Annotated in this window: 9 protein-coding genes; all 9 read right to left on the bottom strand. The window is 71.2% G+C overall.

Annotation, left to right across the window (positions count from 1 at the left end):
- Window positions 1-1407 (bottom strand): amidase (locus VNS22_RS14105; protein WP_325733463.1); only part of this gene is annotated, 1407 nt, incomplete at its 3' end.
- A 197-nt stretch (window positions 1408-1604) separates the two neighbouring features.
- On the bottom strand, window positions 1605-1979 hold the full coding sequence (locus tag VNS22_RS14110) for a hypothetical protein (RefSeq protein WP_325733448.1): 375 nt from the start codon (window positions 1977-1979) through the stop codon (window positions 1605-1607).
- Between the two features lie 66 nt (window positions 1980-2045).
- The gene (locus VNS22_RS14115) at window positions 2046-5339 is read right to left on the bottom strand and encodes a DEAD/DEAH box helicase (RefSeq protein ID WP_325733450.1); all 3294 of its coding nucleotides are present in this window, start codon (window positions 5337-5339) and stop codon (window positions 2046-2048) included.
- Between the two features lie 29 nt (window positions 5340-5368).
- Window positions 5369-6646, bottom strand: a complete 1278-nt coding sequence (locus VNS22_RS14120) for a cytochrome P450 (RefSeq protein WP_325733452.1) — start codon at window positions 6644-6646, stop codon at window positions 5369-5371.
- 18 nt (window positions 6647-6664) lie between these two features.
- The gene (locus tag VNS22_RS28580) at window positions 6665-8800 is read right to left on the bottom strand and encodes a bifunctional glycosyltransferase/UDP-glucuronate decarboxylase (protein WP_325733453.1); all 2136 of its coding nucleotides are present in this window, start codon (window positions 8798-8800) and stop codon (window positions 6665-6667) included.
- Complete coding sequence (locus VNS22_RS14130; protein WP_325733455.1) at window positions 8797-9897, bottom strand: CgeB family protein; 1101 nt, start codon at window positions 9895-9897, stop codon at window positions 8797-8799. Before VNS22_RS14130 ends, VNS22_RS28580 begins: the two co-directional genes overlap by 4 nt.
- On the bottom strand, window positions 9894-11024 hold the full coding sequence (locus VNS22_RS14135; protein ID WP_325733457.1) for a CgeB family protein: 1131 nt from the start codon (window positions 11022-11024) through the stop codon (window positions 9894-9896). Before VNS22_RS14135 ends, VNS22_RS14130 begins: the two co-directional genes overlap by 4 nt.
- On the bottom strand, window positions 11021-12145 hold the full coding sequence (locus VNS22_RS14140; RefSeq protein ID WP_325733459.1) for a glycosyltransferase family 4 protein: 1125 nt from the start codon (window positions 12143-12145) through the stop codon (window positions 11021-11023). The genes VNS22_RS14135 and VNS22_RS14140 overlap by 4 nt, the downstream gene beginning before the upstream one ends.
- Before the next feature lie 46 nt (window positions 12146-12191).
- A partial coding sequence (locus VNS22_RS14145; RefSeq protein ID WP_325733461.1) for an NAD-dependent epimerase/dehydratase family protein occupies window positions 12192-13802 on the bottom strand: 1611 nt, incomplete at its 5' end.

The following is a 13802-nucleotide window of genomic DNA, read 5'->3' on the forward strand; positions in this document are numbered from 1 at the left end:
GATCCAGGGGCGCGCCTGCTCGACCTGGGTGGCCAGGTTCAGGAGGGTCGCCTCGTCGCCCATGCGGCCGACGAACTGGATGCCGATCGGCGTGTTATTGGCGAACGTCGTGCTCGGCAGCGAGATCGCCGGCAGCCCGGAGATGTTGAAGGCGAACATGTAGGCCGCGTCCGACCAGCGGGCCAGGTAGCGCTTGCGGTCGCCGTCCTCCATCGTCCAGTAGCCGACCGGCCGCGGCGGCTGGGTCAGCACCGGGCTCAGGAACGCGTCGAACTGGGCCAGCTCCAGGCCCAGCTGCTGGTTGGCCTTGCGGATCCCGGCGATGCTGGTCGAGTACTGCTTGGCGGACAGCGTCTTGGCGTACTCGAACATGGTCCAGTTGAAGGCCGCCAGTTCGTGCTGCTCGACCGGCCGCCCGACGATCTCGGCCATCTGGTCCATGCCGTTGGCCATCTCGACGGCGATGATGTCGTTATAGTCCCACCAGGCCTTCTCCAGGTCGAACTTGATGGTGTAGGGCTCGAGCTTGTGGCCCATGCTCTCCAGCAGGGCCGCCGTTTCCTTGACCGCCTGGGCGACCTCGGGTGCCAGGGGCTCGCCGAACGGCGCATCCAGGGTGAAGCCGATCTTCAGCGGCTTCGGCGCGGCCTGCGCCAGCTCGAGCCAGCTCTTTTCCGGGACCGGCGGCGTGTAGGGGTCGCCAGCACCCCAGCCGGCCGTCGCATCCAGATAGGCCGCGGTATCGCGTACGGTGCGGGTGCAGGCGAAGGTGTAGACCGAGCCGAACCAGTAGTCGGCATCGACCGGGCCATAGGTGATCCGGCCGCGCGAGGGCTTGAGGCCGACCACGCCACAGCATGAGGCCGGCACGCGGATCGAGCCGCCGCCGTCCGAAGCCTCGGCCAGCGGCACCATGCCGGCTACCACCGCCGCAGCGGCGCCGCCGCTGGAACCGCCGGGCGTGCGCTCCGGGTTCCAGGGGTTCAGCGTCTTGCCGTGAAAGCGCGGCTCGGTCGCGATGCACCAGCCGCCCTCGGGCGAGTTGGTGCGGCCGAGCAGGAGGAAGCCGGCCTCCTTGATGCGGGACGACAGGGTGGAATCGTAGGCGCAGACATAGTCCTTCATGTACTCCATGCCGCCATCGACACGGGTACCTTTCCAGTGCGAGCCGATGTTCTTGAGCAGGAAGGGCACGCCGCCGAACGGTCCCTTGGGCTCGGACTTGGCTGCTTCGCGGCCGATCTCGTAGTTCTTGATCACCACCGCGTTGAGCTTGGGATCGATGTCCTCGATGATCTGGATCGCGGTCTCGACCAGCTCGCCGGGCGTCACTTCCTTCTTCCTGACCAGGTCGGCCAGCGCCAGCGCATCGCTGTCCGCATAGAGCCCCACCAGATCCTTCGTCACCCTTGCCAACCTTGTTCTCCTGCTTCGTACGGCATCGCTCGAGGGCTGTTCCCAGAGGGCCGGGACGGCGGCGACCTTAGAGTCGGTAACGCCGTTACGCCATTGGCCAGCTCAGCCGTGCGAAACCGCCGGCACAGGCCAGCCCGGCCGGCGGTGAAGCAGGAATCGTGCCGGCAGTGCCTAAAAAGCCGGCCGGGTCAGCCCTGGCGGCTGCGCCCGTAGCTGCGCACCCTCGAGCTTGCAGCGGTGCCGACCGCGCAACCGGCACCACCGGCCACGCAACTCCCCTGGTCGTCCAGGAGGCGCTCCACCGCAGCCGCCTGGGCGTCGGACACCTGTGCCGCCAGGACGAAGGAGCCGGCGCGCATGCCTTCCAGATAGGTCGGATGCTCGCTCTGCGGGATGAAGGTCTCGAACAGGTTGCGCCAGAAGCCGTGGCTGGCCACGGCCTCCCGGTCTTCCCCGCCCTGGACCCGTACCGCCTCCGGCGCCACGCCCATGGCCACGATGCCGTCGCGAGCGCGCTCCGCTGCAGCGCGGCTCGCGAAGATCGCCGTAATCGCTCTGCTCATGGCCTGCCTCGCCCTGGTTGATCTTGCGAAGGGAACCGGCAGCGGGCAGGCGGAGTTCCTTCCTGCTCACGCGGCAGCAGGCGGCTCCTCCGGCGATTCGGTGGCCACTTCCAGTGCCGCCAGCAGCAGGTCCAGCCGCTCCTCGGGATCCTCGATGGCGCGCGCCAGCACGAGGCGCCGGTCCTTCCGGATCCAGCCGGGCAGGGCCGGCACCGGCGCCTCGTCGCGCAGGGTCAGCGCCAGGCCCTGGGGCCCGGCATCCAGCCGGCCGATGCCGAGGCGGCGGCAGGCGGCCAGGATGCGGGCCTGGGCCAATAGCCGGGTCATGCCCGGCGGCACCGGGCCGAACCGGTCCTCCAGCTCGGCCATGAACGCCGCCACATCCGCCGCATCCGCCACCCGCGCTGCCCGGGCGTACAGGTCGATGCGCATGTCAGGCTCGGGCACGTAGTCGGCCGGGATCCGGCCGGTGACACCCAGGTGCAGCTCCGGCAGCCAGTCGTCGGCCACCGTCTCGCCGCGCACGCGGCGGAGCGCCTGGTCCAGCAGATGCTGGTACAGGCCCAGGCCCAGCGTGGTGACGTGCCCGGCCTGCTCCTCGCCGATCAGGTCGCCGGCCCCGCGCAGGTCCAGGTCGCGGGCACTGATCGCGAAGCCCGCGCCCAGCCGGTCCAGCGCCTCCAGGGTGCGCAGCCGCTTCTCCGCTGCCGGGGCGGGCGGGTGGTCGGGGTCGGTCAGCAGCAGGGCGGTGGCGCTGCGACTGCCCCGGCCGACCCGGCCACGCAACTGGTGGAGCTGGGCCAGGCCGAACCGCTCGGGCCGCCAGACCAGCATGGTGTTGGCGCGCGGCACGTCCAGGCCGCTCTCGATGATGTTGGTGGCGAGCAGGATCTCGCCCTCGCCCTCGGCAAAGCCCACCATGGTCGCGTCGACCTCGTCGGCGGGCAGCTTGCCATGGGCCACCACCATGTGCAGCTCCGGCACGATCCGGGCCAGCCGCTCGGCCATGGGGGCGATGTCCTCGATCCTCGGGCAGACCACGAAGCTCTGGCCGCCGCGCTGGCGCTCGTGCAGGAGCGCGTCGCGCACCATCGCCTCGTCGAAGGGGTGCAGCTGCGTGCGGATCGGCTGGCGCTGGACCGGCGGCGTGGTGATCAGGCTCAGCTCCTGCAGCCCGACCAGGCTCGCCTGCAGAGTGCGCGGGATCGGAGTAGCGGTCATGGTCAGCACATGGCCGCCACCCTCGGCCAGGGCACGCAGCTTCGCCTTCTGCGCGGCGCCGAAGCGCTGCTCCTCGTCGATCACGAGCAGACCCAGCTCGGCGAAGCGCACGCCACGGGCGGCCAGCGCATGAGTGCCGATCACCAGGCGGATGCTGCCGTCGGCCAGCCCGGCTTTGACCTTGCGTGCCTCGGCCGGCTTCACCAGCCGGGACAGGAGTGCCACCTCGATGCCCAAATGGGCGAAGCGGCGCGCGAAGGTCCGGGCATGCTGCCGGGCCAGGACCGTGGTGGGGGCGGCGATCGCCACCTGTCGGCCGGCCAGCACCGCGACCGCGGCGGCGCGCAGGGCGATCTCGGTCTTGCCGAAGCCGACATCGCCGCAGACCAGCCGGTCCATCGGCCGCCCCGCCGTCAGGTCGGCCAGCACCGCCGCCTCTGCGGCGGCCTGGTCCGGGGTGAGCGGGTAGGGGAAGCGGGCGACGAAGCGCTCATAGTCGCGGGCTGGTGCTGTCAGCTTGGGCGCGCTGGCCCGGGCGCGCCTGGCGGCCTGCTCCACCAGATGCATGGCGGTGGCGCGGATGCCGTTCTCGACCCCGGCCCGGCGTTTCGTCCAGCCATCGCCATCCAGCCGGTCCAGGGTCACCGCCTCGGGATCGCCGCCATAGCGCCAGATCCGGCCGATCTCGCCCACCGGCACCAACAGGGTCTTGTCGCCGGCATAGCGCAGGCGCAGCACCTCGCCGGGCTCGTCCTCCGCGAGCGTGACCTCCTCCAGCCCTTCCAGCACCCCCATGCCGTGGTCGAGATGGACCACGACGTCGCCCGTGCCGAGATCGGCCTCGCCCAGCGGCAGGGCGGCCCGGGTCGCGGCCTGGGCGAACTCCGCCCGCGTGCCGAGCAGGTCGGCCGCGGCGATCACCGCAGCACCGCTGGCCTGATCGACGAAGCCGTGCCGGACCGGCAGGGTCAGGGTGAGGAGCGCGCCCGGCGGGGCGGCGGCCGCCTCCTGCCAGTCCTTTGCCGCCGCGGCAGAACGGCCGGTCGCCTGGCGGGCGCGCGAGGCCAGGGCCCGGAGCGGCCGCGGGTCGCCCGCGGCGAGCACGACCGGCCCCTCGGCCAGCCGTGCCTGGAGGAAGTCGCGAAACTGCCGGGCACTGTCCCGGCTCTCGACGAAGCGTGGGACACGCTCGTCCGGCCGGACCCGGTGCTCCAGGTCCCGGGCGGCGGCCGTGCGCTCGCGCCACCCATCCTCCTGAAGAAAGAGCTGTTCCGGAGGCAGTGCGGTGTCGCCCGGACCCTGGCGGGCCTGCCAAGCCTCGGCCGCCTGTTCCAGGAAGTCGGTGGCCCGGGTAACGGCATGGGGGTCCAGCACCAGCCGGGCATCGGGCAGGTAGTCGAACACGCTCTCCAGCCGGCCATAGTACCGGGCTAGCTCGTGCTCCCGGCCGCGCGGGAAGTCCGGCACCGCACCATCCGCTGGCCGGGGCAGCACGATCTCCGAGGCCGGGTCCACGATCAGCAGATCGGTCTCGACCTCGGAGCGCTGGGAGACCGGGTCGTAGGAACGGATCTCGCTGATCCTGCCGTCCTGGTGCTCGATCCGGCAGGGCAGCGGGGCGGCCGCCGGGAACAGGTCGATCACCTGGCCGCGCAGGGCCGCCTCGCCCGGCTCGTCGACCCGCTCGTCCACCACATAGCCCTGGCGCAGCAGGTCGATGCGCAGCCGGCCAAGATCGACCGGGTCGCCCACCCGGAACTCCAGCCCGGCATCCACCCATACCGTGCGCGGCGGCACCAGGCGCAGCAGGGCCGGTGCGGTGGTCAGGATCAGCCGGGGGCGGGCCCGCTGGTCGAGGAACCAGCGCAGCATTCCCATGCGCTGACCCATCACCGCGACCGAGGGCGGCATGCGCTCATAGGGCAGGCTGTCCCATTCCGGCAGCACGGCCACGGGCAGGTCCGGCGCCATCGCCTGCACCTGTGCCGCCAGCACCTGGGCTAGGCGCAGGTCGGCGACGACATGGATCAGGGGAGTGGGCTCGGCTGTCAGCAAATGGAGCAGCCGGGCGGCCAGCAGGCCGGTGGGCACCGGGCGCGAGTCGGCATGGGCGTCGGCTGGGGAATCGGCTGGCGGCATGGCTGGTCCAGGGAAGGGCGCGTGTTGGCTCAGGCGGCCAGGAGCTGCGTCTTCTGCATGATGAAGCCGCTCTTGGGCAGGGCGGGAAGCTGGTCCAGGGCGACGGTCAGGTCCTGGGCCGGCACCTCGTAGCGGATCGTCCGGGTCAGGAGGCGCACTGCCTCCTCCACCAGTGCTATCGTCAGCCATTCGCCTGGGCAGCGATGGCCGGTGGCGTAGTCGCCGGCACCCTGCGGGATCAGCGTGTACGGGTCGCCCGGCCAGTCCACGAACCGCTCGGGCTGGAATGACAGGGGTTCCGGCCACAGCCGCTCGTCCTGGTTGGTGCCGTAGAGGTCGAGCAGGACCCAGTCGCCCTTGCTGAACGGGTGGCCCTGCCAGACGAAGTCGTGCCGGGCCCGGCCGCCGATCACCGGGAAGAAGGGATAGAAGCGACGGACCTCGTGGACGAAGGGGCGCAGCAGCTCCTCACCGCCGCCTGCGAACGTCTCGCGCCATTGCGGGTGACGGTGGAGCGCCAGGGCGGCGAACGTCACGAACCGGGCCACCGCCACCGTCGGGCGCAGGACGTTCAGCAGCTCGACCGCGGCCGTGGTCTCGTCGAGGAACTCGCCGTCCAGGTCGCGGTGCCGGGCGATGAGGTCGGCGGCCGAGCCTTCGGGGGCGGCAGCCCGGCCCGAGCGGATCGCACGGATCACGTCCTGCCAGTGGTGCTCGGCCCGGTTGCGCAGGTGCTGCGCCCACCAGTTGGCCGGCCCGATCGAGCCGGTCTGCTCGATCATGGCGACGAGCTGCCGGGTGAGCTCCGGCGCCCGGTCCGGATCGAGCGGCACCCCCGCCCAGGCGGCGGCGGCCTCGGCGAGGATCGCCGAGACCTCGTCCTGCAGCACGATCTGCCGCTCCCCCCAGCGCGGCACGGCCGAGAGCCATGCCGCCCGGAACTGCGCCACCATCCGCTGGAGGGCCGGGGGCGTCATCATCGCCAGGAACATCCCCTTGCGATGATGATGTGGCGCGTCGTCCAGGGCCTGGACGCTGCCGACGTCCTGGAGGAGGCGCAGTATGGTCGCGGGCATGGCGCCGACCCGGGTGAAGCGCCCGCCATCATAGAAGATGGCGGCGGCCTCGGCGCCGCGCATGCAGACCACCGGTGTGAGCATCAGCCGGGTGCGGAACAGGTCGGAGCCCAGGCGGTCGCAGCGGCTGGACACGAAGGTGTAGCCCTCGCGCAGGAAGGCCACCGACGCATCGAGGCTGTCGTCCCTGGGAGTTTGGCTGATTTCTGCCTTCTCTGCGCGAAGACTCATCGATATCCGCCCGCCCGTTCAGGCGGACAGGCCGGCTACCGCGGCCGGCTTCAGCTTGCGCCTGGGTGGCTGGATCCGGATTACGGCCGATGCCGCCGCCGGCCCGGCGAACCAGGCGATGGTGGCGGCCAGCCCTTCGCGGACGGTGGTGCGGGGCGCCCAGCCCAGCACGCGGCGGGCCACGGTGATGTCCGGCCGGCGCCATTGCGGGTCGTCGGCGGGCAGGGGCTCGTAGACGATCGGCGAGGTCGTGCCGGTCAGGCTGGTGACCAGCCGGGCCAGCTCGTTGATCGTGTATTCCTCCGGGTTGCCGATATTGATCGGCGTCTGCGGGTTCTCCGGCACTTCCATCAGCCGGACCAGGCCGTCGATCAGGTCGGTGACGTAGCAGAAGGAGCGGGTCTGGGCGCCGGTGCCGTACACGGTGAGCGGCCGGCCGGAGAGGGCCTGCACGATCAGGTTGGAGACGATCCGCCCGTCGTCCGGCCGCATCCTGGGCCCGTAGGTGTTGAAGATCCGGGCCACCCGTACGTCCACCCGGTGCAGGCGCAGATAGTCGAAGCACAGAGTCTCGGCGGCGCGCTTGCCCTCGTCGTAGCAGGCGCGGATGCCGATCGGGTTGACGTTGCCCCAGTAGCTTTCCTGCTGCGGGTGCTGGTCCGGGTCGCCATAGACCTCGCTGGTCGAGGCCTGCAGCAGCCGGGCATTATTGGAGCGCGCCAGCTCCAGCAGGTTGCGCGCACCCAGCACGCTGGTCATCAGCGTGTGGATCGGGTCAGCCTGGTAGTGCCGGGGCGAGGCGGGGCAGGCCAGGTTGTAGACCCGGTCCACCTCGATACTGCTCGGCAGCGGCTCGCACACGTCCGCCTCCAGCAACGAGAAGCGCGGGTCGCGCTCCAGCGCGCGCAGGTTCTCCGGCGTGCCGGTGCGGAAGCTGTCCAGGCAGATGACGCGGCGGCCCTCGCCGATCAGCCGCTCGCACAGATAGCTGCCGAGAAACCCGGCACCACCCGCGACCAGGGCGGTCAACGGCGCGCTGCGGCGGGATCGCCCCCGGGACGATGTCTCCTTCGGCGTCGCGCGTTCCGCGGCGGCCAGATGCCGTTCCAGCTCCGCCGCCCGGGCAATGCCGGTATGCGCACCCAGCACGATCGCCCGCGCGTTCTCCGCGATCTGCAGGCGCACCGGCTCGTCGATCCGGGTCAGTGCCGACACCACCTGCTCGGTCCGGTCCGCGATCAGGATGGCCCGGCCCTCCGGCAGGAGGTCGCCCAGGCCCTCCCAGCGATCGCTGATGATCGGGGTGCAGCAGGCCGCCGCCTCGAACAGACGCACGCTCGGCGAGTGGCCGGCCTTGATCATGTCGGCGCGGGTCACGTTCAGCGTGAAGCGCTGGCGGGCATAGAAGGCGGCATGCTCGGCGGGCGAGAGATGCTCGATCCGCTCCACGTTCGCCGGCCAGTCGATCCCGTCCGGATATTGCGGCCCGGCCACCACGAAGCGCAGGTGCGGCAGGCGGCGGGCCGGCTCCAGCAGGAGCCGTTCCAGGGCGGGCTGCCGGTCGGGGCTGTAGGTGCCGAGATAGCCGAGATCCCAGGTCGGGTCCGCCGGCAGCGGCGCATAGCGGGTCTCGTCCACCGCGCAGAAGAAGGCCTGCGGGTTGCGCGCGCCGAACTCGTGGGCGAGGCGCTCCAGCACCGGGCCGCCCGAGAAGGACAGATAAAGGTCGAGTTCGGGGATCTGCCGCCGTGCCAGGTAACCGGCCTCGTCCGTCTCCAGCTTGGCCAGGGTGACCGGCGTGTCGATGTCGTAGAAGGCGCGGATGCCCTTTGCCCGCTCCAGCACCAGGTCCAGGACCTCGATGCCATCCGGCACGTAGGAGCCGACGATTACCGCATCGGCGGCCTCGATGTCGGCCAGGTAGCGCTGCTCCAGGTCCTCCAAGCTCGCATAGAGTCCGAGCGTGCAGAAGTCGGGATTAGGCAGGTCGCGGTTGTCGGCATACCAGGGGACATCGCGCTCCAGGAACAGCACGCGGTGGCCACGGGTCGCGAGGCCACGCAGGAGAGCCCGGAAGGTGGTGGCGTGGCCGTTGCCCCAGGACGAGGAAAGGGACAGGCCGAGGACGACGAGGTCGAAGGACCGCTCGGTCATGCAGCAAGCTCCTTGGCCTTGGTTACAATGCCGGCGGAAAGCAGCCGGTCCACCAGGACCGCACGCCGGTCGTAGGTATGCTCCGCCAGCACGCGGCGGAGCGCCGCTTGGCCGATGGCGCGGGCGCGCGCCGGGTCGAGCGTCCGCACGGCCTCGGCGACGTCCTGGCCGTCGCGGACCACCAGCACCTCCTCGCCCGGCCGAAGGAACAGCTCGATGCCTTCCCAATGGTCGGTGAGCAGGCAGGCCCCGGCACCAGCCGCCTCGAACACCCGGGTGGGCGGCGAGAAGCCGATGGCCGCCATGCTGTCCCGGTTGATGTTCAGGACGGCGCTCGGCGTGCAGTTGAAGGCGTTGTGCGCCTCGGTCGCGACGTGCCCGATCTTGTCGACGTTGGGCGGGCAGTCCTTGTCGGCCCAGCCGGACCCGCCCAGGAGGAAGCGCCGCTCCGGCAGCATGGCGGCCGGCCGCAGGAAGAATTCCTCCACCCGCCGTTCGCGGTCGGGCAGGCGGTTGCCGAGAAAGCCGAGGTCGCCGGCAAAGCGCCCGTCGGCCGCCACCGGATGGTGGGTGGTGGGATCGAGCGCGTTGTAGACCGGCACGCAGTCGGCGGCACCCAGTGCCCGATAGGCCTGCACGACCGGATCGCCGCCGCCATAGGTCAGCACCAGGTCGATCTTGGGCAGGACCCGGCGCAGCGGATGGTCGGGTGCCGCGGCGACCTCGGCCAGGGTGGCGGGCGCGTCCACGTCCCACCAGATCCGCAGCGCGTCCGGCCGGGCCTGGCCCAGGGTGCGCAGCAGGAGCTCGTCGTCGGCAAAGCCCACGCCGCTCGCCTTGACCACGACGTCCGCGCCGGCACCGGCCGCCACCGCGCTGTTCAGGCCGTCCGGGGTGGCCGGATAGACCACCACGCGGCACCAGTCCGGCGGGTCGATGTCGCGATGGCTCTGCCGGTCGAACGCGTCCGGCTCGTAGAAGGTGATGGCATAGCCATGGGCGGCCAGCGCCCGGAGCATGCCCCGGTAGTAGGTGGCGGCCCCGTTCCAGTAGGAGGACAGGAGGCTGGAGCCGTAGAACGCGATCGTCCGGGTCATGCGGCTTCCTCGATGGTGGCAAGGGCGGCCTGGACCCGCGCACTGCCGCGCAGGGCCAGGATGGCCAGCAGCTCGTCGACGCGATGCGCGCAGGTGTGCCGGCGGCGGATGGTCTCAAGGCCGCTCGCGGCGATCGTCCGGCGCAGCTCGGGATCGGCCTTCAGTGCCTGGAGATGCCGCGTCATCGCCTCGCCATCCGCGGCACGCAGATAGTCGCGGTCGCCGCGGAACAGGCCCTCGGTATCGTCCCAGGGTGCGCTCACCAGCGGGATGCCGCAGGCCAGCGCCTCGAACATGCGGATGGTGGGGATGCCGGGCAGGGCGGCGACATAGGGCCGGCGCGGCACGTGCATCGTCATGCGGTGCCGGGCGAACGTCCGGGGCACGTCGGCATTGGCGAGCCAGCCCCGATAGGCCAGGGGCGAGCGCGCCAGGGCCGCGAGCGCCGGCTCGGGATAGCGCACGCCATGCACCGTACCGGACAGGCCCAGCCGCGTGGCCGGCTCGATCAGGAATTCCTGGAGCTCGCGCTCCCGCTCGCCGTCGCCCCAGTTGCCGATCCAGACCAGGTCGGCTTCGGGCTCCATCTCCGGCATGGGGCGGAAGACGCGGGTATCGGCGGCTTCGTGCCAGACGAACACCTGCCTACCCCAGCCCTGCCGCTCGTAGCGCTCCTTCAGCGTGGCACCGAAGGCCAGCACCGCGTCGTAGTCGGCAAGCCGCAGGTCGGCGATCGCCTGCTCGTCCGACACGCCGCGATGGTGGGTGTCGTGGAACAGCAGGGTGAAGGGCGCGCCTGAGCGGCGCAGCCGGCCGAGTGCCGCCACCAGGTCGGGATCGGTCCATTCATGGACCAGGACCACGTCGGCATCGGCCAGCGCTGCTTCATGGTCGAAGCCGTCGCCATAGCTCTGGCTGGTCAGGCCCGGGAAGTCCTGGGCGAAGCGGTGCAACGCACTTGTGCCCTGGTCGGCCAGGAGGTTGCTGCGGCTCCAGCCGTCGGCAGGCTCCAGCGCCAGGGTCTGGTGGCCGCGGGAATGCAGTTCGCTCAGCAGGCCGCGCAGGAAATGGGCGTTGCCATGGTTCCAGTCGGACTGGAGCGAATGCGTGTAGAGGACGAACTTCATGAAGTGCTCCCGCTGGCCCCGGCGGGGGCATGGCGCAGCATCGCGGTGCCATAGGCGTGCAGCGTGCCGGTGAGCTGGCGATGGGTGGTGAAGGCACCGGCCCGGCGCCTGGCCCGTTCGGCCAGGTCGAACCGCCAGGGCGGATCGTCCGCCAGGGTCCGGATCGCCTCGGCGAACGCGGCGGGCTCGTGCGGCGGCACGAAGATGGCCGCATCCGCCCAGAGCTCGCGGAAGGTCGGGATGTCGGCCAGGAGCAGGGCAGCACCGCTGCCGGCCGCCTCCAGCACCGCCAGGCCGAACGGCTCGTAGCGCGAGGGTGCAGCGAAGATGGCCGCCTGGCGCATCAGCTGCCGCAGCTCATGCGGCGGCAGTTCGCCGGCTGCGCGGGCATGATCCAGCCGGAGCCGCTCGCCGTTCGGGCCCTGCAGCGCACCGGCCATCACGACCGGCCAGGGCGAGGCGGCGGCGGCCCGGTCGAGCGTGCGGCCGTTCTTGGCCTCGTCCCACCAGCGCCCGGCCGAGAGCACCATCTCCGTCTTGCCGCAGGCGATGGGCGGCACCGCCGCGGCGTTGTGGACGACCTCCAGGCGCGGCTGGGGGCCGTAGACCGCGACCACGTTCTCGCCATGGGAGCGGCTGGGCACCAGCACGACCTCGGCGCGGCGTAAGCCCAGCGCATTGTGCCGCTCGAGCCAGCTCCAGTCGGCCGGCAGCAGATCGCCCCGCACGGCCCGCCACCAGGTGGACACGCAGGAATGCGAGGCCACCACCACCGGCAGGTCGATCTCGAGTCCGGCCGCCTGGGAGGGCAGGTTCAGGTGGAGCAGGTCGGCCTGCCAGTCCGTGGCGATCCGGGCGAGGGTGGCCGGCACCTCTGCCAGACCGTCGGCATCGGTCACCAGCCAGTCGAGCGGCAGGTCGGTCCAATGCAGCTCGGCACCGACGGCGGCGCACTCCGCACGCTGCCGGGCATTCGGGGCCGGGCCGGACCCTACCAGCAGGGTGCGGATCCCTTCGCCTTCCAGGCCTGCGGCCAGGTCCAGGGCGTAGCGCCACACGCCACCCACCGCATCCAGGGTCATCATGACCCGGCGCGGGCGCATCAGGAGTTCAACGGACATGGGCGCGGCCAAGTGCTGGGGCAGGGTGATCCTTGCGGCGGCCGACTCATGCCCGCTTCCTCCGCCCGACGGGCAGGACCGGCGCCTCGGGCAGGCCTTCGGCCAGTGGCAGGCCCAGTTCCGTGCTGACCCAGCGGGCCAGGTCGCGCAGTCCCTCGCGCCAGCCGATTCGCGCGTGCCAGCCGATGGCGCCGGTCAGCCGGCGGGTGTCGGCCACGAAGTAGAACTGGTCGCCAGTCCGCCAGGTGTCCTTGCCGTAGTCGACCTCCTTGCCGGTGAGTGCCGCGATCTCCGCCAGCACGGCATGGAGGCTCACCGCATTGAACGGCCCGCCGCCCAGGTTGAAGGCCTGGCCCTTCACCTGGTCGATCCCGGCGAGCAGGCCGCGATAGGCCGCCACCGCGTCGTGGACGTGCAGGATGTCGCGGACCTGCTTGCCGTCGCCATAAATGGTGATCGGCTCGCCGCGCATCGCCCTGATCAGGAAATGCGCCACCCAGCCCTGGTCCTCCGTGCCGAACTGGCGCGGCCCATAGATGCAGCTCATCCGCAGGACGGCGGTGCGCAGGCCGAAGCTCTTGGCATAGTCCAGCACGTACTGGTCGGCGGCACCCTTGGAGCAGCCATAGGGGGTGCAGAAGTCGAGCGGGCGGCTCTCGTCGACCCCGTGCGCGCGCAGGGCCGGATCGACCGGCAGGTAGCGCCCGCCGGTCTCGGCGACCGGGATGTCCTCCAGGGCGCCGTAGACCTTGTTGGTGCTGGCGAAGATCACCGGCGTCTGTGGCGCGTGGTGGCGCACCGCCTCCAGCACGGTGAGCGTGCCCTGGGCGTTGACCAGGAAGTCGTGGACCGGGTCGACCAGGCTGGAGGTGACGGCGACCTGGGCCGCCAGGTGGAACACCGCCTTGCTGCCCTTGACCGCATCGGCGACCAGGCTGGCGTCGCGGATGTCGGCGATGCAGCCATGCAACCGCTCGCCGTGACTTTCCTGGAGCCAGGCGAGGTTGCGCTCCACGCCGGGCCTGGCGAGGCTGTCCAGGACGATCACCTCCTCGCCGTCCCGCAGCAGTGCGTCGGCGAGGTTGGAGCCGATGAAGCCCGCCCCGCCGATCACCGTGACCGGTGCCGAGGGCCGCCGGACGTTCGGGGCATGGAGCTGGTCCGGCAGGTTGGCCAGGCCGCTCACGCCACTCGACTCCAGCAGTCGCCTGAGGAGCTTCGGACGTCCTTCCGCATCGGTGACACCCAGATGATAGTGGCGGGGATCGAAATAGACGCCTTCCTGGACCGCGACCTTGCGGGGCACGTCCTGCCAGCCATACCAGTAGAGCCGGTCGGCCGGGGCGTTCAGTGCTTCCTGGAAGCGCGCCACCTGCTGGGCCTCGTCATGCCGCCAGGTCGCGTAGCCGGCCTCGGTGATCCAGATCTCGGCGGCCGGGTTGTGGCGATCCAGGATCTCGCGCATCTGGCCGAGATGTGTGGCGTAGCCCTCCCAGGCGGCCTCCTCGCTGTCCCAGGTGCCGGGAAAGCCGTGAAAGCCCACCGCGGCCACTTCGGCCAGCAGGTTGCGCTGGCCCATCAGGTCGAGCCAGTGGGCATCGAACGGGGAGGGGCCGCACAGCACTGCCTGCCAGCCGCGCTGCCGCGTCCAGTAGGC

Origin of the sequence: Geminicoccus sp. (assembly GCF_035556675.1) — a bacterium.
Lineage (GTDB): Bacteria > Pseudomonadota > Alphaproteobacteria > Geminicoccales > Geminicoccaceae > Geminicoccus.